Origin of the sequence: Bradyrhizobium sp. SZCCHNRI3043 (genome assembly GCF_032377735.1) — a bacterium.
GTDB lineage: Bacteria > Pseudomonadota > Alphaproteobacteria > Rhizobiales > Xanthobacteraceae > Bradyrhizobium.
In genome coordinates this window covers 200,190-220,416 of record NZ_JAUHID010000006.1, presented here as the reverse complement: position 1 = coordinate 220,416, position 20,227 = coordinate 200,190, and the positions used below count along the sequence as shown (strand labels likewise).

The following is a 20,227-nucleotide window of genomic DNA, read 5'->3' as shown; positions in this document are numbered from 1 at the left end:
TTTGACTTTGCTGCGGCTCGGCGCGGGATGGGAGGACGAGGCGTGGGCGAGACGGGATCCAATGGCGTTTCGAGTGAGGATCTGACCATTACGGCCATCGACGGCTTTGAGCTCGCGGGCACCCTGTTTGCGCCGCGCGGCACACCCGCGCATGCCGTGCTGATCAATTCCGGGGCGGCGATCCCGCGCCGGATCTATCGCGGCTTCGCTGCTCATCTTGCCCAGCAGGGTTGCGCGGTTCTGACCTACGACTATCGCGGGATCGGCGGCAGCCGTCCCCTCTCCCTGAAGGGCTTTGCGGCCTCGATGACCGACTGGGCCGCACTCGACATCACCGGCGCGGTCGGTTGGATGCGTGCGCGCTACGGTGCGCTGCCGCTGCGCTATGTCGGCCACTCCTTCGGCGGCCAGACGCTCGGCCTGCTCGCCAACAACACCGAGGTGTCGCGCGCCCTCTTCATCGCCTCGCAGGCCGGCTATTGGAAGCTCATGGCCCCGGGCGAACGCTGGCGCGTGGCGACGATGCTCAACGGCGTTGGCGTCCCGCTGACTCATGCGCTGGGTTACACGCCGGGCTGGAGTGGCGTCGGCGAGGACCTGCCGAAGGGTGTCTTCCTGCAATGGGTGCGCTGGATCATGAGCCCGCGCTATCTGTTCGATGACGCATCGCTGCCGCTTGCCAACTACGCCAACTTCAAGAGTCCCGTCCGGGCGCTGTGCCTCGCCGACGATCCCTGGGCGACGCGGCCGGCGGTCGAGCTGCTGTGCGCTGGTTATACGGGCACGACGCCGGAGCTGCTCAGCATCGCGCCGCAGGACGTCGGCGCGTCCGCAATCGGCCATATGGGCTTCTTCCGCGCGGCGCATCGCGACACGCTGTGGCGCAGCGCGACGGAGTGGCTGCTCGAAAGCTGACGCGATTGGTTCGTCATGGCCCATGAGCGAGCGCTCCCGCGGCAGGTGCTGCCCGAGCTGTGCTGATGTCGTTCACCCTCATCAAGTCGGAGGGCGCAGGGAATGCCGGGTGAAGGCCTCACCCATGGCCCGCCTGCGGAAGAAAGTGCAGGCGGCAGGTACCACAGGTGCAGCCGATCAACCGGCATTCCCCGCGCGACAGTCTTAACGCTTATACGCAGTCTGCCTGGTGCGCCGGGCTTGTTGGCCACCATGCACGCAACGCGCTTACGCGCCTTGCGTGGGACACCAGCATCGGGGTGTCAGCACGCTGCGACTTCACGTCCGCGCCAAGCCGTTCGTCCGCGTGTCCGAAGACACGCTGCGGCTTACTCGCGGCCATCGCTCCCCGCCCCGCGTGTCGTGACGATCGCGCGCAACGCCCCTCCGAGTGAGGCGGGATGCGCGCAATAGAGCATGATTTCTGATATTCGTAAAGAAGAATCTTCGTCGGAACGACCGCTTTTGCCGTCGACAGAACCGCGAGCGTAGCGACATCCGGCCTCGGCCCACTGATTGTCGTCCTCATCCGCAGCGTGCTACTGATCGTGCCAAGCGCCGATTTGACCATCAGCTTGCGGGCGCGTCTCAAAGTGCAGCTAAAGCGAACGGTTCATTGCATGGCAACGCCCTGCCCGCCGTTCCTGAACGGAGGCTCTCATGCGGTTTGCGGCCATCGCCGACATCCACGGAAATTGCGACGCGCTGGCGGCCGTGCTGGCCGACATCGCTTCGCTTGGCATTGATGACGTCGTCAATCTCGGCGACCATCTCAGCGGCCCGCTCGCGCCGATACAGACGGCCGAGATGCTGATGGCACGCGATTTCCCGTCGGTCAGGGGCGATCAGGACCGGCATATGATCGATCGGCATCGTGCCGGAGATTTGTCCCGCGGGGACGTACGTGCGCTCCGGCAGGAGCAAGTCGCGTGGCTGGCGGCACAGCCGGCGACGTTGCTGTATCGCGATGAGGTGTTCCTGTGTCACGCCGCCCCGGACGACGATGCGGCGTTCTGGCTCGAAGGGATCACGGAGGGCGACACACCGCGTCCAAGCAATCTTGCCAGCATCGAAGCGCGGGCCGCCGGCATCGATGCCTCGCTGATTTTGTGCGGGCACAGCCACATTCCGCGCATCGTCCGGCTCGGCGATGGCCGGCTGATCGTCAATCCCGGCAGCGTCGGGCTGCCGGGCTATCGGATCTCCACGCCCAAGCGCTATCACGTGCAGACTGGCACGCCGGACGCCTGCTATGCGATCGCAGAGCGCCGAGATGGATGCTGGTCATTGACGTTTCGCTACGTGCCTTATGACGGCACAGCGATGGCCGCCCTTGCCCGACGCGGCGGCCGGCCGGACTGGGCCAACGCCATCGCGACGGGATGGGTGGAGTGATCGGCCATCACCCGCAATGCTCAGCAAGCAACGACGTCCCTCCCGTCAGACGGCCAGCAGCAGCCCTGACGCCAGCAGAATGCTCAGGATGATCTTCCTGAACAGCGCGTCGTTGATCTCACGGAAGACAAGGACGCCCAGCGAGCCGGAAGAAGCGGGGTTGGTCGGCCTTTCTCCGCTCGTCATCCCGAACCGCCACTATGGCCGCCGACGATCGGAGAGCGCAGGCGAAAGGGCCGTGCGGAAGCGCAGCAACTCCAGCTTGCACCCGCTGTTCCGACACGCCGCGCAGAGAACATGCATCGATCCGTCATCAGGCCGACACGCGACAGATGATATCGCGCGCCCCGTTATCCGGCATCATCGAGGGGATTCGACCAATGACACTTCGCCTATGGGCGGGCGCAATCGCGCTTGGATGCGCCAGTCTGCTCGGCAGCGCGCTACACGCAGCCGACGGAACGTTCAGCACGCTGACCTACAACGTGGCGGAAACGCCGACCGCCTATAACGGCGGCAGCGACGCACATTCGCGCGTGATCAGCTGCTACCTGCGCCAGTTCGGCATCGTCAACGTGCAGGAGGATTTTCTCTGGCACGCCGCGCTCTATGACACCTGCGACAACCATCCGTATCGCACGCCGACCTCGGGCACGGCCGGAATCGGCGACGGCATGAACACGCTCAGCACCTACGCGTTCGACGATCTCGATCGCGTCACCTGGACCAAGCGGGCCGATTCCGACGCGCTGACGCCGAAGGGATTCTCCCTGGTCCGCACCCGCCTCGCCGAGGGCGTCTATCTCGACTTCTACAACCTGCACGCCCAGTCCGGCACGTCCTCCACCGATCTCGCCTATAGCGAGTCCGACGTGGTGCAGATCCTGAGCTACATCGAGGCGAATTCCGCCGGCAATGCCGTCATGGTGATGGGCGACACCAACACGCGCTACACGCGGGCCGGCCAGAACATGTGGGAATTCCTGCATCACGGCTTCAGCGATGCCTGGATCGAGACGATGCGCGGCGGCAGCGTGCCTCCGATCGGCGCTGCATTGGTCTGCGGCGATCCCCAGACGGCACGGCCGGATTGCGAGATCGTCGACAAGGTGCTGTGGCGCAACAACGGCGTCCTCAACCTGCAGGCCACGTCCTATGTCGACCGGCAGGACGCGCTCGATTCGAGCGGCGCGCAGCTCTCCGACCATCACCCGATCGAGGTGAAGTGGAGCTTCTCGACGGCCGCGAACCGCAGGCTGAGCGATCAGTTCGGCGGCCCGCATGGCACGAGCTACAATGATTCATCGGCGCTGCCCGCCGATCCCGCGGTCAGCAAGCTGACCATCCGCACCGGAAGCCGGGTCGACCAGGTCGAACTGACGCTCTCCAACGGCTATGTCTACAGCCATGGCGGCACCGGCGGCACGGCGCAGAGCCTGACGCTCGGCAGCGGCGAATATCTCACCTCGGTCGGTCTGTGCAGCGATCAGTACCAGGGCCATACGCGCATCTTCCGGATTGCGTTCACCACCAGCACGGGCCGCACGCTGGCGGGCGGCACGACCACCGCGACCTGCACCAGCTACGCCGCGCCGAGCGGCTGGCAGATCACCGGCTTCCATGGCCGGTCCGGTGACGGGATCGACAAGCTCGGCGTCGTCTACGCGCCGGTCTCCAGCGCCGCGCCACCATCGCGCCAGCCTGTCCGCATCGTCAACCGCACGTCCGCGCTGTGCATGGACGTCAATGGCGGCGCGATGGCCGACGGCACGGCCGTGATCCAGTGGTACTGCACCGGCGCCGCCAACCAGACCTGGAGCTACGACGACGCCAGCGGCATGATCCGCAGCATGCAGGATCCGCACTACTGCCTGGACAACAACGGCACCTATGGCGATGGTGCACAACTGATCATCTGGACCTGCACCGGCAACAACAACCAGCGCTTCCGCTATGATGCTGCGACCGGCACGATCGCGCTGCGCAGCTATCCGGTCGAGGTCGTCAGCCAGAACGGCACCTCGGTCGGCAACCAGCTGCTGACCGCCGCGGCAGCGGGATCTCAGCTGTGGACGCTGACGCCCTGATCGCATCGTGACGCAGCGGTGATCCGGGCGGCATGCCGTCCGGATCACCCGATCGATCATCAAGGATGAAGCTTGCGCTTGACCGATCGATAACCGTTCGGTTATGGATAAACCCATAACCAACGAGTTATGGATTGAATGCCGCGCTCTCCCGACATGCTGTTCCGCACGCTTGCCGACCCGACGCGGCGCGCCATCTTCGAAGGCCTGTGCCGGCATGGCGAGCAGACCGTCGGGGCGCTGACGGCCAAGGCCGGCGTATCGCAGCCGGCGGTGTCGAAGCATCTCGGCCTGCTCAAGCAGGCGGGCCTCGTGCGGGAGCGTCACGAAGGCCGCCAGACGCATTACCGTGCGCAACCGAAGGCGCTGGCGCCGCTGCTCGACTGGACCAGCCGGATGGCTGCGTTCTGGGAGAGCCGGTTCGACGAACTCGACACTCTGCTCAACAGGATGGATCAATGAGCTCACCTGCGCCAGAAACCCGCACCGTCGTCGTCGAGCGCGAATTCGCGCATCCGCCCGAAAAACTCTGGCGCGCGCTGACGCAGCCGCATCTGATCGCAGAGTGGCTGATGACGAATGATTTCGCGCCGGCGGTCGATCATCGCTTCAAGCTGAAGGCCGACTGGGGCGTCGTCGACTGCCAGGTCGTGACCATCGAGCCGCACAAGACGTTGTCCTACACCTGGGCGGCGGCTGGCCTCGACAGCGTCGTGACCTGGACGCTGACGCCGACCGCCTTGGGCACGCACCTGCGCATGGAGCAGACCGGCTTCGCAGCCGACCAGACCCGCGCCTATCAGGGCGCACGCTATGGCTGGCCGAAATTCTTCGATGCGCTCGAACAGAGCGTCGCGCGCCTCGGCTGAGGCGTGCGCATCACGACGTCATCAGGGGAGAAGCACTTGAACTGGAACAACACCGTCCGGCAGGTCCATCGCTGGGTATCGATCGCCTTCACGGTCGCCGTCATCGTCAACATCGCCGCGATGACGCAGACGCAAGCCCCGCTGTGGGTCGGCCTGCTGGCGCTGATTCCGCTCATCGTGCTGCTCGGCACGGGGCTGTATCTGTTCGCGCTGCCCTACGTCGCGACGAAGTTGACCGCCTCGCGGGTGGAGCGCTGAACGGGCAATCGCGCCCAGCGGTGTTTTCCGGGAGGGAGTCAAGCCTCTTGGCGATCCGGCAGGTCGAGCGTGCGTCAGCGAAGACGATCGCTGGCCGCCTCCAAGGAACGTCTTGCGTTCGCGGCCGAACCGCGCCCTACTGGCGCGTCTTCCGCCAACGAGGCCATTCTGACGTGAACGCTCTTACGCTCTTCAGCTTCGCCATCGTCGCCTTCATCGGGATCGCGACCCCCGGTCCGACGGTGCTGCTGGCCCTCACCAACGGCTCGCGTGTCGGTGTACGCCGCGCCTGGGCCGGCATCGCCGGCGCGGTGGCTTCGGACTTCATCCTCATCGGCGCCGTCGCGGTCGGCCTGGGCGCGCTGCTGGCCGCTTCCGAATTCTGGTTCTCGGTCGTGAAGTCGATCGGCGTGGCCTACCTCGCCTATCTCGGGCTCATGCTGCTGCGGTCCAGCGGGTCGATCGACCTTGCGGCGTCCGCAGACGGCAAGGACGGGTCACGACAGCCGCACGCGCTGTTTCTGAAAAGCTTCCTCGTCGCGATCACCAATCCAAAGGGCTATCTGTTCTTCTCGGCATTCCTGCCGCAGTTCGTGGTGCCGTCCGCGCCGCAGCTGCCGCAATATCTCACGCTGGCCCTCACCTTCGCGATGCTCGATGTCCTGATCATGCTCGCCTACGCGAGCGCGGGCTCGCAAGCGATGCGTTTCCTCAAGCGCTCCGGTGCCCTCTGGCTCGATCGCATCTGCGGCAGCGCGCTGCTGAGCCTTGCCGGCGCCCTTGCGCTTTACCGGCGAGCCGGCCTCTGACCCGTCCGCGCGTCGCGGTCGTCCACCTACTCCGCCGCCTGCCGCACGTGGCGCTCGGTCACCGTGCGCATCGTCACCAGCTCCTCCGCGGCCGAGGGATGCCTGGCGCCAACCTCAATCGCACGAGCTTATACGTCCGTCGCGGGACGAGAAAAGCACGGCATCACGAAGGCCGGTCTCGTGAAGCCCAGCCGGCGGTTCAAGGTCGCAACAACCAGCAGAATGCCTCGCGCAGGATCTCGGTGCCGTCAGTCCGGTGCCAGGCGCCATGGGCGATCACGATCCGCTCGGGGTGCCACCCAAGCATGGTCTCCACGGCCGCCCGCAACTCGGGTCGGTGCCGCCAGGTAAATGTCAGCCGGAGATCGCGCGGCAGGCCGCCATGCGGCGGACCGACGCCCCCGATCCAACTCAGGTAGCGCGCCAAGCCGGCGCCGATCTTGGCCGGCTCGAAATTCTCCATCAGATCGGTCAGGATCAGCGTGCGCGAAGGGCGATGGAAGAACACGACCTCCGTCATATAGCTGCCGACGACGGGCAAGGTCGCGATCTCATCATCCCAGGGATAGCCACCGCTGCGATCCAGCGGCCTGCCCTCGAATTCGATGCGGCCCTTCGCCTTCGCGCGAATGCCCGGCGCCAGATAGATCGCCGCGTCGGGAAAGGCCGCCTGCCAGTCGGGGATCCACCAATAGTGGATGCGATTCGGACCGATGATGTCGCGCACGCGGCCCTCCCGGTCGATCTCGGCCCGCAGCGCCGGCGTCAGCGGCGTGGGCGAGTGGATGAACAGATCTCCGGAGGCGCATCGCACCACGGTCATGCGGGTGGGAAACGGAAATTTCAGCCCGGGAATGCCGAAGCGGATCACGGGCCCGTCGACGATCCAGATGTTCTCGGCAACGGGCTTCAGGGTGTTCAGCGGCGGATAGGTCGCAAGGCAATCATCTTGGGACATGCTGGTCGCTCTCCAACCGCTGAGCGGTTCCAACGGCAGCAAGCCCGATCGGCCACGGTGTGGACCGTCGTCAGACCGTGAGCACCGGCCCACCGCAGTCGCTACGGGCGCCGGCCGCGCACGAGCCCCAAAAGCAGTTGGCGCCCTACTCCGCCGCCTGCCGCATGTGGCGCTCGGTCACCGTGCGCATCGTCACCAGCTCCTCGGCGGCGGAGGGATGCAACGCGATAGTGGCGTCGAAATCGGCCTTGGTCGCCTTCATCTTGATGGCAATCGCCACGGCCTGGGTGATTTCGGCGGCCATGTCGCCGACGATGTGGCAGCCAAGCACGCGATCGCTGGCGCCGTCGACGACGAGCTTCATCAGCACGCGGGTGTCGCGGCCGGACATCGTCGCCTTGATCGGGCGGAAGTTCGTCTTGTAGATGTCGACGCGGTCGTACAGCTCGCGCGCCTGCGTCTCGGTGAGACCGACGGTGCCCACTTCAGGCTGGCAGAACACGGCCGTCGGAATGTCCGCGTGATCAACGCGAACGGTCTTGCCGCCAAACACGGTGTCGGCGAAGGCGTGGCCCTCACGGATCGCGACCGGCGTCAGGTTGAAGCGATGGGTGACGTCGCCGATCGCGTAGATGCTCGGCACCGAGCTCTGCGAGAACGCATCCACCGCAATGCCGCCGTTCCTCGGATTGATGGCGACGCCGGCCTTCTCCAGGCCGAGATTGGCCACGGCAGGATGGCGGCCGATCGCGAACATCACCTTGTCGGAGGCGATGCTGGAGCCGTTCGACAGATGCGTGGTGTAGTCCTGGCCGTGCTTGTCGACGCTCGTCACCGTGCAGCCGGTCAGGATGGTGATGCCTTCCTTCTCCATCTCGGAGCGGACGTGGCGGCGAACGTCTTCGTCGAAACCGCGCAGGATGTTGTCGCCGCGATAGACGACGGTCACGTCGGCGCCGAAATTGGCGAAGATGCAGGCGAATTCGAGTGCGATGTAGCCGCCGCCCTGGATCACGATGCGGCGCGGCAGCTCGTCGAGATGAAACGCCTCGTTGGAGGAGATGACGTGCTCGATGCCGGGAATCGGCGTGCCGTGGTTGGGCGCTCCGCCGGTCGCGATGAGAATGTACTTGGCGCGGACGGTCTCGCCGGTCGTCAGCCGCACGGTGTGGGCGTCCTCGAGCACGGCGCGGGTCTTGACGATCCTGGCGCCAGACTTCTCGACGTTGCTGGTGTAGGCCGCCTCGAGCCGCGCGATCTCCTTGTCCTTGTTCCTGATCAGCGTCGGCCAGTCGAAGGTCGCAGTCGGGATGGTCCAGCCGAAGCCGGCGGCATCGGCGATCTCCTGGCGGACATGCGAGCCGATCACGAACAACTTCTTGGGCACGCAGCCGCGGATCACGCAGGTGCCGCCCATGCGGTATTCTTCGGCGACCATCACGCGGGCGCCATAGCCGGCGGCGATGCGGGCGGCGCGTACGCCCCCCGAGCCGCCACCGATCACGAACAGGTCGACGTCGAATTCAGCCATCTCTCCCCCGACCTGGCCTTTCGGCCGCAAGCCTCAGATCGGCTTGTTGCGCTTGCGCATCTCGGCGCGGAACTGCGCGGTGACGGTGTCGGAAAACTCCGCCGCCCACAGGTTCATCGCCTGCATGCTCATCTGGATCGCCTTCGGCTCCGCCGCAAGCAGCTTCTGGCCGATGGCTGACTTGTAGAAGGCGACGAGGTTGGCGATCTCCTGGTCGGAGAACTCGTTGCAGTAGATCTGCGCCATCTTCTCGCCGATCTCCTTCTCCTTGCCGGCATAAGTCTGCGCGACCGAGACGGCGACCTCGTCGAGGTCCTTCTGGTAGTTGAGATTGGACTGCAGCAGCGCCTGCTTGGTCTGCTGCACGATGCCCGGGACGGCATTGGCGTACATCGCAGCCGCGTTCTTCATCCCCAGAATCTCGCGCGCGCCGGCCATGCAGGCGGGCGAGGCCGGCTTCAGCGCCGGTGCCTGCCCCTGCGCCGCAACCGGGCTTGCCGAGGCCAAGGCCAGTACGATTCCGGCGGCCGGCAAGATTCTGAACACGCTCTTCATTCCAAGTCTCCTGTGAGTTGCCGCCCTGAGCACAGCCTCGTGCCGCGCTCAGGGCCGCTGGATAACGCGAATTCCCTGTGCGCCTGCCAGGATCGCCGTGCTGCCGAGGCCGATGAACAGCCCATGCTCGACCACGCCCGGAATTGCGCTCAAAAGACCCGCCAGGCGCGGGGGATCCACGATCTCCCCAAGGCGGACGTCGATAATCCAGTGGCCGCCATCGGTGACGAAAACGTGGCCGTCTGCGGACTTGCGCAGGCTCATCGGCCCGGACACGCCGGCCGTGGCGAAGGCGTCACTCATCTCGCGCTGGGTCGCGGCGAGGCCGAACGGAACCACCTCGACCGGCAGCGGGTAGCGGCCGAGCCGCGCCACCCATTTGCTGTCGTCGGCGATCACGATCATGCGATCCGAGGCGCTGGCGACGATCTTCTCGCGCAGCAGCGCGCCGCCGCCGCCCTTGATCAGGTCGAGCGCCGGATTGATCTCGTCGGCGCCGTCGATGGTGATGTCGAGCCGGTCGATCTCATCGAGCGTGGTCAGCGGCACGCCGCACGCTTGCGCCTGCGCCCTTGTCGCCTCCGAGGTCGGCACGCCCACGATCTTGAGGCCGGCGCGCACCTTTTCCCCGAGCAGATCGACGAAATGCTTGGCCGTCGAGCCGGTGCCGAGACCGAGCTTCATGCCGCTCTCGACCTCTTCCAGCGCACGCGCCGCCGCCTGCCGCTTCAATGCATCCATGTCGACCAAGGAACCCGCCCTTTCGCACCCCGAGACCCCCACGGACGGGGGCCGAAAGCCGGCGCATATCTAGCGATGTTTTGACGCGGGGCCTAGCTCTCGCCGGCCACGAAATCGGACAAAAAGCCATTGCGGGCCTCTTGCAAGGACATGAGCCGGCCGCTAGCGGATACCGATGCCCATCTCCAGCACCATCGTCTTCGATCTCGACGGCACCCTGGTCGACACGGCGCCGGATCTGATCAGCGCGCTCAACCACATCCTGCAGCGCGAGGGTCTGCGGCCGGTGCCGCTGGCCTCGGCCCGCAAGATGATCGGCCACGGCGCCCGCAAGCTGATCGAGCGCGGGCTGGAGGCGGAGGGTCGCCTGGCCAGCACCGATGACATCGGCCGCCTCACCACCGATTTCATCGATTTCTACGCCGACAACATCGCGGTCGAATCGCGTCCCTTCGAGGGGCTGGAGTCGGCGCTGGACGACCTCGCCGCGCGCGGCTGCCAGTTCGCGGTGTGCACCAACAAGCTGGAATGGCTGTCGAAGCGGTTGCTCGACCAGCTCGGCCTGTCCTCCCGCTTCGCCGCGATCTGCGGTGCCGACACGTTCGGGGTCGCCAAGCCGGATCCGGCGATCCTGCGCCAGACCATCGCGCAGGCCGGCGGTGAGATCGGGGCCGCGATCATGGTCGGCGATGCCGGCACCGACGTCGGCGCCGCCCGCCGCGCCGGCGTGCCGGTGATCGGCTGCACCTTCGGCTATACCGACGTACCGATCGCGGAGCTCAATCCGGACCACCTGATCGACCACATGCGCGAGCTGCCGGCGGCCGTCACGGCCCTCAGCCCATCGCTCAGGATCGCCTGAGCGGACTTGCGATTCCACTGCCGCATCGCAACCTAACCCACTGCCCTGTCGACCTGAATCCGCACCTTGCGGTGCATTAACGTTCTGTTGAGAATAGGGTTGACCGCAGTTGCGCCGCTGTTCTGACGCTCCTATGGTCGCCCTGGGATTGCGGCCGATGGCCGCAGGGTTGTGGGGCGGACATCATGATGCGGCGTGTCATCGCAATTGCGGTTGCGGGAGCCGGCTTGGCCGGATGCTCATCCTTCTCCATGGACAGCTTCAAGATGGCAGCGCCCGAGGTGCCGGTGCAGCTCGACTCGGTGCCGCCGGGCGCCGACGCCAAGACCTCGCTCGGACCGGGCTGCAAGACGCCGTGCTCGGTCTCGGTGCCGGCGCCCGATGCCGGCTTCAGCGTCACCTTCACGATGGACAGGTACCAGCCCGCGACCATCCCGGTGCAGGTGATCCGCAACACCGGGGATTTCAACAGCTCGCCGCCCGTCGTGATGGACCCGAGCCCGGTGGTCGCCGAGCTGCAGCCGATGCCGGGTACGCCGCCGAAGGCCGTCAAGCACATGCGGCCGAAGAAGCCGAAGCCGCAGAAATCGGCCGCTGCGCCGGCGGCGCCCGCGACCACCGGTTCAGCCTTCCCCGCCCCGGCGCCGGGACGCCAGTAGCGGACCATCGTCCCGCGCGCCACCTGCCAGGGCGAAGCTGCATTGCAGCATCGACGGATCCACGTCGATGATTGTGAGGCGCGCCGATCATGATTAGATTGTCATGAGACCGACATCCGGCCGCGCTTGCGCGGCCGCCGCGTGGCATCGCCGCCACCTGGGCCGCCACCAGCCAAGGCTTTTCATGACCGCAGAGACGTTGAGTGACACCGCCCTGACGCGCCCGATGACCGACCCGTTCGGTCGCCGCATCAGCTATCTGCGCGTCTCGGTGACCGACCGCTGCGACCTGCGCTGCTTCTACTGCATGTCCGAGGACATGACCTTCCTGCCGAAGGCCGACCTGCTGACGCTTGAGGAGCTCGACCGGCTGTGCTCGGCGTTCATCCATAAGGGCGTCAAGAAGCTCCGTCTCACCGGCGGTGAGCCGCTGGTCCGGCGCAACGTGATGGGCCTGGTCCGCTCGCTGTCGCGGCATCTGAAGAGCGGCGCGCTCAACGAGCTGACGATGACGACCAACGCGACGCAGCTCGCCAAATATGCCGCCGAGCTCGCCGATTGCGGCGTCCGCCGCATCAACGTCTCGCTTGACACGCTCGACCCTGACAAGTTCCGCGCCATCACCCGCTGGGGCGATCTCGACCGCGTGCTGGCCGGCATCGAGGCGGCGCGCGCCGCAGGTCTCGCCGTGAAGATCAACGCGGTCGCGCTGAAGAACATGAACGAGGACGAGATCCCCTCGCTGATCGACTGGGCGCACGGCAAGGGCATGGCGCTGACCTTGATCGAGGTGATGCCGATGGGCGAGATCGGCGAAGGCCGCATCGACCAGTATCTGCCGCTGTCGCTGCTGCGCGCGCGCCTGGCGCAGACCTACACCATGACCGATCTCGACGAGACCACCGGGGGCCCTGCCCGCTACGTCCGCGTCGCCGAGACCGGCGGCACGATCGGCTTCATCACGCCGATGACGCATAATTTCTGCGAGAGCTGCAACCGCGTGCGCGTCACCTGCACCGGCACCTTGCACACCTGCCTTGGCCACGAGGACGCCTCCGACCTGCGCAAGCCGCTGCGTGCCTCGGCCAGCGACGAGGAGCTCAGCGCCGCGATCGACCGCGCCATCGGCCTCAAGCCGAAGGGCCATGACTTCATCATCGACCGCCGCCACAACCGTCCGAGCGTCAGCCGGCACATGAGCGTGACGGGCGGGTAATCGGCGTCCATAACCATCGGGCCCTGCGATCAATCGCAGTCGGAACCTCATCGTTTCTAGGCTTGCGGCACGTCCCCGTGCGGCGTAGCTTTCAACTGCAGATCGCGCATTCGAAAGCAATTTGTCGGTTCGGCCTAGCGGGAGACAGCGATGGCAGACCCAGTCGCATGGCACCTGTCCGGTGACTATTTCGAGAATTGCAGTTGCAGCCTGCTGTGTCCGTGCCTCATGTCGGCCGCCCCTCCCCTGACCGCGCAACCGACCGAGGGCTTTTGCAACGTACCATTGCTGTTCCACATCGAAACCGGCCGCTATGGCGATGTCGCGCTCGATGGCCTCAACGCGGCGGTGATGCTCCATGCGCCCGGCGTGATGGCGGAGGGAGACTGGTCGATCGCCGCCTATATCGATCAGCGCGCCGACGATCCGCAGACCGAGGCGATGGCCGCGATCTTCACCGGGGCTGCCGGCGGCCCGATGGCTGCGTTCACGCCGCTGATCAGCACCAATCTCGGCGTGCGCAAGGTCGCCATCACCTTCCGGATCGACGGCAAGACGCGGTCCGCCGACATCGCCGACATTCTGCACATGTCCGTCGATCCGCTGCCGACCATGCATCCGAGCGGTGAGATGTGGGTGAATATCGGCCATCCCGTCAGCCCCGACCGGATGGCGCTGGCCGTCGGCGCTGCGGGCAACACCTACAACGATCACGGCATGCGCTGGGACAATTCCGGCAAGAACGGCCTGTACGCGTCGATCAGTTGGTCCAACCAGGCCTGATGCGACGTGCGGCAAGGCCGCCAACCCACCTTGCAGATGACGGGCAGCGCCCTGGAAGCCGTACTGCGGCGTGATCGCTGGATCGTGGGCGGCGCGATCGCGATCATGGTTGCCCTGGCATGGGCCTATGTGCTCTGGCTCGCCAACGACATGGACATGGGCGGCATGGACATGACCGGCTTTCGCATGATCCCGGCCGGCATCGGAATCATGTTGCCGGCCAGCGAGCCCTGGCGCGCGATCGAATTCGCCTATGTGTTCCTGATGTGGGCGGTGATGATGGTCGGGATGATGGCGCCTTCGGCCGCGCCCATGGTCCTGATGTATGCCCGTGTGGGTCGACACGGCCGCGCGCGGGGCCAGCCGTTCGCGGCGACCGGCTGGTTTGCGGCCGGCTATCTGCTCGCCTGGAGCGGCTTTTCGCTGGTGGCGACCTGCCTGCAATGGGTTGTGGAGCGGACTGCGCTGCTGGATTCGCGGATGGCGATCGACAACCATCTGCTCGGCGCCATCGTGCTGATCGCGGCAGGCGTTTATCAGTGGACGCCGCTGAAGAGCGCCTGCCTTGCCCAATGCCAGTCGCCGCTAATGTTCCTGATGCGCCACGGCGGCTTTCGCGGCGACCTGCAGGGCTGCCTGCTGCTGGGCCTTCGACACGGCGGCTATTGCGTCGGCTGCTGCTGGGCTCTGATGGCGCTGCTGTTCGTCGGCGGGGTGATGAGCGTGATGTGGATTGCCATTCTGACCCTGCTCGTGCTGTTTGAGAAACTGACTCCGGTCGGACGATGGATCGCGCGCGCGGCCGGCATTGCTTGCAGTGCCGCGGGCGCCTGGATGCTGGTGTCCCCACCGCAATGACGCGCAACGACGCGATGCAGGTCGTCGCGAGAGTGGCGACTGCCCCTTGGCACGGGATGCGGGCAACATGGTAAGCAGGCTCCAGCGTGGCGACTCTGTCGCCTGGAATGCCGCAACCGAATTAACGCGAGACGCCCGTGATTCCCTGGAAGCTGATCGACACCGCAGACGTGCCCGGCGGCGGTGAGCCGCTGCGGCTGATGCAGCGTGGCAAGGAGTTCTCGATCAAGCTCGGTTCGAACGAGCTGATGAACAGCCGGCTGCACGGATCCGAAGAGGCGCTGGCGACCCTGAGCTGCGCCCGCATCAAGGCCGAGCCCGCTCCACGGCTGTTGATCGGGGGCCTCGGCATGGGCTTCACGTTGCGGGCGGCACTGAAAGTGTTGGGTCCGCAGGCCCGCGTCACCGTCGCCGAGCTGGTGCCGGCAGTGATCGCCTGGGCGCGCGGGCCGATGGCCGAATTGTCCGGCGCCAGCCTTGCCGATCCGCGCGTCGACATCCGCGAGGCCGACGTCGTGAAGCTGATCGCCGCCGCACGCGGCGCCTATGACGCGATCCTGCTCGACGTCGACAACGGCCCGCAGGGACTGACACGGCAATCCAACGACGCGCTCTACGATCCCACCGGCCTGCGCACCGCCTTCGCCGCCTTGCGTCCCGGCGGCGTGCTGGCGGTGTGGTCGTCACATCCCGACGATCGTTTCGCCCCGCGCCTGCGCAAGGCCGGCTTCGCGGCCGAGGAGATCAACATCCGCGCCACCGGCCGCGGTGGCGGCGGCGCCCGCCACGTGATCTGGATTGCCACCCGTCCAGCGTGACAGCGTCGTTGCCGCGCGTAGCTCAGCGCGGTGCTACTGGCCCGGAGAACTCTCTCCAGCGACTGGGTCACCTCGCTCACATCTCCCGTTCGGATCGGAGTGGTGACACGTCGGCCATCGTCCTATGATGCGTCAGCGGCTGCGAGGCCTGCGGATGCCCGCATCCACGCGCGAAAGCCTCGAGGATGCTCCATTCTCCGGCCCGCAGACTGTAGCTCTGCAACGAGAGCGCGCAGCTGAATGGGAGATTGCCATGGATGACCGCGCCACGCGCGCTGCCCTGCAGCACCATTGGGATGCATCGGACGCAAATGATTTTGAGGCCGAGCACGCCATCTATCGCGACGATGCCATGCTGGATTATCCGCAATCGGGCGAGCGGATCCACGGCCGGCGCAACATTCAGGAAAGCCGCTTCGTGCAGCCCAACCACAAGCGCTTCTCAGTGCGGCGGATCCTGGGCAGCGGCGATCTTTGGGTGACCGAACTGGTCCTGACCTATGATGGCGCACCCTCCTACGTGGTGAGCATCATGGAGTTCCGCGACGGCGGAGTGGCGCACGAGACGCAATATTTCAGTGATCCCTTCGACGCAGCGCCCTCGCGCGCGCATCTCGTCGAGCACGTCGGAGCATTTCGGTGACAGTGCATTTTTTACCCGCCCGCCGCGTCGCTCCAGCGGCGCACCCGAGCCTCCCGCCACGCAGCAGAAGGCGCCATACCATCTCAGGTTGATTTCTCCCCCGCGCGGTTTACGCTTCCGCTCCTCGGCTCTGAATGTCGAGCGGGGTCCTTTGCATGGCGAGTCCCAAGATCATCATCCTGTCCGACGGGACAGGCAACGCCGCCTCGAGCGTGTGGCGAACCAACGTCTGGCGCATATTCCAGGCGCTCGACCTGCAGGGCAATGCCCAGGCGGCCAAGTATGATGACGGCGTCGGCACATCGTCGTTCGTTCCGCTCGCCCTGCTCGGCGGCGCGTTCGGCTTCGGCCTCAAGCGCAACATCCTGGATGCCTATAAGTTCGTCTGCCGCAACTACGACCACGCGGACGGCTCGAAGATCTATTTGTTCGGCTTCAGCCGCGGCGCCTTCACCGTCCGGGTGCTCGCCGCGCTGATGCTCGATCAGGGGCTGATCGTTGCCGACACCGAGGCTGAGCTGCACGACGGCGCCGTGAAGGCCTATCGCGCCTATCGCGCCAAGGGATACCATTCGATCTGGCGGATCGAGGTGCTGTTCCGCTGGCTTCGCGATCATGTGCTGGTGCCGGTGATCGACCGCATCATGGGCCGCAAATCGCTCGACCTCATCGTGCGAAAAAGCCTCCCGGCGATCGAGTTCATCGGGCTGTGGGACACCGTCGCGGCCTATGGACTTCCGATCGACGAGATGACGCGGGGCATCTCCAACTGGGTGTGGCCGCTCGAGCTCCCCAATCGCGTGCTCAGTCCGCGGGTGACATGCGCGCGCCACGCACTCGCGCTCGACGACGAGAGGACGACCTTCCATCCGGTGCTCTGGACCGAGGCGGGTGAGACCAAGCCGCAGGATGCCAAAACGATCGATGACGAAAGACTGGTGCAGGTCTGGTTCGTCGGCATGCACGCCAATGTCGGCGGCGGCTATCCGGACGATTCCCTCTCCTACGTCCCCCTGACCTGGCTCCTGGACGAGGCCGTCAAACGCGGCCTGGTCTTCAAGACCGCGCCCGAGGCCGATCCGGATGCGATCAAGTCGATCGTCACGTCACAGGACAAGGACGGCCGACTCTACAACTCGCGCTCCGGGCTCGGCTCCTATTATCGATACGGCCCGCGCAAGGTGTCGGAGCTGTGCAACGACCCGGCGGCGGGCGTCCAGGTGTCGATGCCGAAGATTCACGAAAGCGTCTTCGACCGCATCGACAGCGGCTGCAATGCCTATGCGCCCATCGGCTTGCCGGACACCTACGTCATCGTCCGCTACGACGGCACGCTGGCGCCTCTCGGGCCGACCACGTTCGAAACGCCGGCCGGAGCGGCCGCCCGGTTCGCGGCCCAGGAAAAGCTGTGGAATCTGGTGTGGTTCAGACGTCTCGCTTATTTCGCGACGCTGGCGGCCTCCCTCCACCTCGCGGCCTTCTGGCTGTTCCACGACCTCGATCGCACGCACGAATACGACTCGCGCATCAGGATGGTCTCCGAGGCGGTCCGGCTGGTCGAATCGTTCCTGCCGACATCGCTGCACTGGTGGACGGACTGGTATGCCGCCAATCCCGAATGGTTCGCCGGCGGGATCATCATCCTCGTCGCGCTGATTGCGGCCGGGACATTCCTCAGCGACAGCATCAGCGACCTGATGCGCGTGATCTGGCGCGAACGAGCAGCGCCCCCGATGCTGTCCGGCCCGATGCATCAAGCCATCTACGCCCTCCGGACCAATCGCGCCTATCAGTTCGCCATCAGGAACGGCAAGCGGCATGTCGGCCCGTTGCTGCTCGCGCTCGGCACCGTCTGGCTCGCGGCCACGCTGATCAGCCATGTCCTGTTCAACGCCGCGGACTCGATGGGCGCCTTCTGCCATGGCACCCCTGCCCACGAGCTCGTCGCGGTCGACAAAGGCATTCCGCAGGATGCCAGGGATTTCTCGACCGATGCGGTTTGCGCTCCCACCGGGTTGAGAGTCCGTCCCGGCTTCTCCTACGAGATCGTCGTCACCATGACCGACCCGTGGGAGGACGCCGGGCATCCGGTCACGCCCGCCGGCTATCGCACCTCGACGGTCCGGGGCTACGCCCGCGGGACGTTCTACGCAGGCATCCTGCTGCGCCGCGTTCTCTTCCGGCCCTGGTATCGGCTGATCGCCAGGGTCGGCGAGACGGGAGTCGACGAATATTTCCTCGACCCCGTTCCCGCCCCCAACACGACGCCTCAGGCCTACAAGGCGAGGTTCAAGGCCGAGCGCGGCGGTGAGCTGTTCCTCTATGTCAACGACGCCGTGATCGGGCTGCCCTGGGTGTACGATGCATTCTATCCGAACAATACCGGCAAGGCGAAGGTGACCGTCAGGCTGCTCTGAATCGCTACCGCCGCCAGTGCGCCGGCTCGTCGATATCGCGACGTCCGTCGATGCACGGACGAGGTCGTGATCGATGTTCGCCTGCCAACCGCGGCGCGACGCGCTTGGGACACTGGCAAGCGCGCCACGGCGGGCGTGCGCGCGTGTCGCTGGATCCTGACGGGATCTCGCGTCCATCGCTGCCGACACTGCATCGCATCAACACAGGCTGCGCGTGGCGTACCGGAACCCCGACCAGCCGGCCGAGTTGCAAAGGCGGAGCATCGAACGATGAGGCAGACAACTCCTCATCGAATCCCGCTCCCCTTTTGGCTGTTCTTGGAAAGAGAGGCGACAATGAAAGCACCCCTTCTTCTAGCCGGCGCAGTGATCATCGGATCGGTCGCGCCAGTGCTCGCGGACGAGTATTACATCGTGCAGGGACCGAGCCATCGCTGCACCATCACCACCACTCGCCCCGCCGACCGCGAGGTCGTCACGCAGATCGGACCGATGGCGTTCACCAGCCGCGTGGAAGCCGAGGACCGCATCCGCCAGACCAAGGTCTGCGAGGACGAAGGCACGGTCGGCAGCTCCACCAGCACCACCACGGTCATCAAAGAGAAGTAGTCGGCGGCGTCATTGCTATCGGCGCTTGCCGCGACAAGGCCGCGTCCATGTCCGTGGGCGCGGCCTTTCTGTTTTCCACAGATCATATTGCGCTCGCGGCAACGCCGCGCCCGGCGCATTCGCAACGGCGATGAACCGAGGATATCAGCTTTTCCGATAGCGAGCGGCCGGCAGCGGAGGTTGCGTTCCGCCGCAGCGTTGAGTACCCCAGCGCGGGATCGGATCAGGACATCATGGCCTCGCAATCGCTCAAGCTCGCCATCGGCAGCCTCGTGGTCGGAACGATCGTGCTCGGCCTGAAGTATCTTGCCTATTGGATCACCGGCTCGGTCGCGCTGTACTCGGACGCCCTCGAGAGCATCGTCAACGTCGTCACCGCCGCCGTCGCGCTCGTCGCGGTGCGCATCGCAGCCAAGCCCGCCGACGCCAACCATCCGTTCGGCCACCACAAGGTGGAGTATTTCAGCGCGGTGATCGAGGGCGTCATGATCGTCGTGGCGGCGCTGCTCATCATCCATGAGGCTTACGGGAATTTCTTCAATCCGCGGCCGTTTTCGGCGCCCGTCGAAGGGCTCGCGGTGAATGGGCTGGCGAGCGCGATCAATGCGGTCTGGTGCTGGCTGTTGATCACGCGGGGCAAGCGGCTGCGGTCGCCGGCGCTGGTGGCCGACGGACGCCATCTGCTGACGGACGTCGTGTCCTCGGGCGGCGTCGTGGTCGGCCTCGGCCTCGCGGTGATGTTGCAGCTGCCGATCCTCGATCCGGCGCTGGCCGTGCTGGTCGCCGTGAACATCCTGTGGTCGGGATGGCAGGTGCTGAAGGAATCCACCAGCGGGCTGATGGATGAAGCGGTCCCGGACGCCACGCTGGCGCGCATTCGCCTGATCATCAGTCAGCATGCCGGCGGCGCGCTGGAGGCGCATGATGTCCGGACCCGCCATGCCGGCAAGCTGACCTTCATCGAGTTCCACCTCGTGGTGCCCGGCGAGATGTCGGTCAACCAGGCGCACGAAATCTGCGATCGGATCGAGGCAGCGTTGCGCGAGCACGACGAGCACAGCTGGATCACCATCCACGTCGAACCCGAGAACAAGGCCAAGCATTCCGGCGTGGTGGTGCTGTAGCGCCGCACATCAGGCGGCGCGGCCAGTTTTTTGATTTTTGAGGAGGCTCGCCGCGTCGGGTCAGGCCCCTGGCATCCCGCA

Annotated in this window: 22 protein-coding genes; 17 read left to right on the top strand and 5 right to left on the bottom strand. The window is 65.9% G+C overall.

Annotation, left to right across the window (positions count from 1 at the left end):
• Positions 1-42 precede the first annotated feature (42 nt).
• Positions 43-915 (top strand): alpha/beta fold hydrolase, encoded by an 873-nt coding sequence (locus QX124_RS15610; protein ID WP_315739647.1) that lies wholly within the window; start codon positions 43-45, stop codon positions 913-915.
• Between the two features lie 699 nt (positions 916-1,614).
• A complete protein-coding gene (locus QX124_RS15605; RefSeq protein ID WP_315739646.1) occupies positions 1,615-2,349 on the top strand; it encodes a metallophosphoesterase family protein in 735 nt (244 codons plus the stop codon).
• Between the two features lie 45 nt (positions 2,350-2,394).
• Here QX124_RS15605 and QX124_RS15600 read toward each other — a convergent pair whose 3' ends face one another.
• Complete coding sequence (locus QX124_RS15600) at positions 2,395-2,535, bottom strand: hypothetical protein (protein ID WP_315739645.1); 141 nt, start codon at positions 2,533-2,535, stop codon at positions 2,395-2,397.
• Positions 2,536-2,729: 194 nt separating this feature from the next.
• Between QX124_RS15600 and QX124_RS15595 the strand changes: the two genes are divergently transcribed.
• The 5 genes from QX124_RS15595 (at position 2,730) to QX124_RS15575 (ending at position 6,372) form a co-directional block, all read left to right on the top strand.
• Positions 2,730-4,436, top strand: coding sequence for a jacalin-like lectin (locus QX124_RS15595; RefSeq protein WP_315797633.1), 1,707 nt, complete (start codon positions 2,730-2,732; stop codon positions 4,434-4,436).
• Positions 4,437-4,574: 138 nt separating this feature from the next.
• Positions 4,575-4,898 (top strand): metalloregulator ArsR/SmtB family transcription factor, encoded by a 324-nt coding sequence (locus QX124_RS15590; RefSeq protein WP_315772894.1) that lies wholly within the window; start codon positions 4,575-4,577, stop codon positions 4,896-4,898.
• Complete coding sequence (locus tag QX124_RS15585; RefSeq protein ID WP_315758950.1) at positions 4,895-5,305, top strand: SRPBCC domain-containing protein; 411 nt, start codon at positions 4,895-4,897, stop codon at positions 5,303-5,305. Before QX124_RS15590 ends, QX124_RS15585 begins: the two co-directional genes overlap by 4 nt.
• A 36-nt stretch (positions 5,306-5,341) precedes the next feature.
• Positions 5,342-5,563, top strand: a complete 222-nt coding sequence (locus QX124_RS15580; RefSeq protein ID WP_315739639.1) for a hypothetical protein — start codon at positions 5,342-5,344, stop codon at positions 5,561-5,563.
• A 173-nt stretch (positions 5,564-5,736) separates the two neighbouring features.
• Positions 5,737-6,372, top strand: coding sequence for a LysE family translocator (locus QX124_RS15575; RefSeq protein WP_315797632.1), 636 nt, complete (start codon positions 5,737-5,739; stop codon positions 6,370-6,372).
• 199 nt (positions 6,373-6,571) lie between these two features.
• On the opposite strand, the gene QX124_RS15570 is transcribed toward QX124_RS15575, so the two are convergent.
• The 4 genes from QX124_RS15570 to rpiA form a co-directional block, all read right to left on the bottom strand.
• Positions 6,572-7,330: a DUF4336 domain-containing protein gene (locus tag QX124_RS15570; RefSeq protein ID WP_315797631.1), complete on the bottom strand. Its 759-nt coding sequence runs from the start codon at positions 7,328-7,330 to the stop codon at positions 6,572-6,574.
• A 145-nt stretch (positions 7,331-7,475) separates the two neighbouring features.
• The gene (gor, locus tag QX124_RS15565; RefSeq protein ID WP_315797630.1) at positions 7,476-8,861 is read right to left on the bottom strand and encodes a glutathione-disulfide reductase; all 1,386 of its coding nucleotides are present in this window, start codon (positions 8,859-8,861) and stop codon (positions 7,476-7,478) included.
• Between the two features lie 33 nt (positions 8,862-8,894).
• Complete coding sequence (locus QX124_RS15560) at positions 8,895-9,416, bottom strand: DUF2059 domain-containing protein (protein WP_315739635.1); 522 nt, start codon at positions 9,414-9,416, stop codon at positions 8,895-8,897.
• Positions 9,417-9,464: 48 nt separating this feature from the next.
• On the bottom strand, positions 9,465-10,157 hold the full coding sequence (rpiA, locus tag QX124_RS15555; RefSeq protein ID WP_315797702.1) for a ribose-5-phosphate isomerase RpiA: 693 nt from the start codon (positions 10,155-10,157) through the stop codon (positions 9,465-9,467).
• Between the two features lie 175 nt (positions 10,158-10,332).
• Here rpiA and QX124_RS15550 point away from each other — a divergent pair, with 175 nt between their 5' ends.
• From QX124_RS15550 to QX124_RS15505, 10 genes are all read left to right on the top strand, one after another.
• Positions 10,333-11,019, top strand: a complete 687-nt coding sequence (locus QX124_RS15550) for an HAD family hydrolase (RefSeq protein ID WP_315758956.1) — start codon at positions 10,333-10,335, stop codon at positions 11,017-11,019.
• A gap of 266 nt (positions 11,020-11,285) precedes the next feature.
• Positions 11,286-11,678, top strand: coding sequence for a hypothetical protein (locus QX124_RS15545; protein ID WP_315739633.1), 393 nt, complete (start codon positions 11,286-11,288; stop codon positions 11,676-11,678).
• 184 nt (positions 11,679-11,862) lie between these two features.
• Positions 11,863-12,894: a GTP 3',8-cyclase MoaA gene (gene moaA / locus QX124_RS15540; RefSeq protein WP_315758957.1), complete on the top strand. Its 1,032-nt coding sequence runs from the start codon at positions 11,863-11,865 to the stop codon at positions 12,892-12,894.
• Between the two features lie 150 nt (positions 12,895-13,044).
• Entirely contained in the window at positions 13,045-13,677 is a 633-nt protein-coding gene (locus tag QX124_RS15535) for a DUF1326 domain-containing protein (protein WP_315797629.1), read from the top strand.
• 36 nt (positions 13,678-13,713) lie between these two features.
• Positions 13,714-14,535: a DUF2182 domain-containing protein gene (locus QX124_RS15530; RefSeq protein WP_315776908.1), complete on the top strand. Its 822-nt coding sequence runs from the start codon at positions 13,714-13,716 to the stop codon at positions 14,533-14,535.
• Positions 14,536-14,672: 137 nt separating this feature from the next.
• A complete protein-coding gene (locus QX124_RS15525; protein WP_315797628.1) occupies positions 14,673-15,353 on the top strand; it encodes a spermidine synthase in 681 nt (226 codons plus the stop codon).
• Positions 15,354-15,606: 253 nt separating this feature from the next.
• Complete coding sequence (locus tag QX124_RS15520) at positions 15,607-15,996, top strand: nuclear transport factor 2 family protein (RefSeq protein ID WP_315781103.1); 390 nt, start codon at positions 15,607-15,609, stop codon at positions 15,994-15,996.
• 155 nt (positions 15,997-16,151) lie between these two features.
• Positions 16,152-18,413 (top strand): DUF2235 domain-containing protein, encoded by a 2,262-nt coding sequence (locus tag QX124_RS15515; RefSeq protein WP_315797627.1) that lies wholly within the window; start codon positions 16,152-16,154, stop codon positions 18,411-18,413.
• Between the two features lie 336 nt (positions 18,414-18,749).
• Entirely contained in the window at positions 18,750-19,022 is a 273-nt protein-coding gene (locus QX124_RS15510) for a hypothetical protein (protein ID WP_315717640.1), read from the top strand.
• 233 nt (positions 19,023-19,255) lie between these two features.
• Positions 19,256-20,146, top strand: coding sequence for a cation diffusion facilitator family transporter (locus QX124_RS15505; RefSeq protein ID WP_315739622.1), 891 nt, complete (start codon positions 19,256-19,258; stop codon positions 20,144-20,146).
• Positions 20,147-20,227: the final 81 nt, after the last annotated feature.

Excerpts from the sequence above, each read along its gene's own strand:
- QX124_RS15605 (WP_315739646.1), top strand. The coding sequence starts at position 1,615 with ATGCGGTTTGCGGCCATCGCCGACATCCACGGAAATTGCGACGCGCTG.
- QX124_RS15600 (WP_315739645.1), bottom strand. The coding sequence starts at position 2,535 with ATGACGAGCGGAGAAAGGCCGACCAACCCCGCTTCTTCCGGCTCGCTG.
- QX124_RS15595 (WP_315797633.1), top strand. The coding sequence starts at position 2,730 with ATGACACTTCGCCTATGGGCGGGCGCAATCGCGCTTGGATGCGCCAGT.
- QX124_RS15590 (WP_315772894.1), top strand. The coding sequence starts at position 4,575 with ATGCCGCGCTCTCCCGACATGCTGTTCCGCACGCTTGCCGACCCGACG.
- QX124_RS15585 (WP_315758950.1), top strand. The coding sequence starts at position 4,895 with ATGAGCTCACCTGCGCCAGAAACCCGCACCGTCGTCGTCGAGCGCGAA.
- QX124_RS15570 (WP_315797631.1), bottom strand. The coding sequence starts at position 7,330 with ATGTCCCAAGATGATTGCCTTGCGACCTATCCGCCGCTGAACACCCTG.
- gor (WP_315797630.1), bottom strand. The coding sequence starts at position 8,861 with ATGGCTGAATTCGACGTCGACCTGTTCGTGATCGGTGGCGGCTCGGGG.
- QX124_RS15560 (WP_315739635.1), bottom strand. The coding sequence starts at position 9,416 with ATGAAGAGCGTGTTCAGAATCTTGCCGGCCGCCGGAATCGTACTGGCC.
- rpiA (WP_315797702.1), bottom strand. The coding sequence starts at position 10,157 with ATGGATGCATTGAAGCGGCAGGCGGCGGCGCGTGCGCTGGAAGAGGTC.
- QX124_RS15550 (WP_315758956.1), top strand. The coding sequence starts at position 10,333 with ATGCCCATCTCCAGCACCATCGTCTTCGATCTCGACGGCACCCTGGTC.
- QX124_RS15545 (WP_315739633.1), top strand. The coding sequence starts at position 11,286 with ATGGCAGCGCCCGAGGTGCCGGTGCAGCTCGACTCGGTGCCGCCGGGC.
- moaA (WP_315758957.1), top strand. The coding sequence starts at position 11,863 with ATGACCGCAGAGACGTTGAGTGACACCGCCCTGACGCGCCCGATGACC.
- QX124_RS15535 (WP_315797629.1), top strand. The coding sequence starts at position 13,045 with ATGGCAGACCCAGTCGCATGGCACCTGTCCGGTGACTATTTCGAGAAT.
- QX124_RS15530 (WP_315776908.1), top strand. The coding sequence starts at position 13,714 with ATGACGGGCAGCGCCCTGGAAGCCGTACTGCGGCGTGATCGCTGGATC.
- QX124_RS15520 (WP_315781103.1), top strand. The coding sequence starts at position 15,607 with ATGGATGACCGCGCCACGCGCGCTGCCCTGCAGCACCATTGGGATGCA.
- QX124_RS15515 (WP_315797627.1), top strand. The coding sequence starts at position 16,152 with ATGGCGAGTCCCAAGATCATCATCCTGTCCGACGGGACAGGCAACGCC.
- QX124_RS15510 (WP_315717640.1), top strand. The coding sequence starts at position 18,750 with ATGAAAGCACCCCTTCTTCTAGCCGGCGCAGTGATCATCGGATCGGTC.
- QX124_RS15505 (WP_315739622.1), top strand. The coding sequence starts at position 19,256 with ATGGCCTCGCAATCGCTCAAGCTCGCCATCGGCAGCCTCGTGGTCGGA.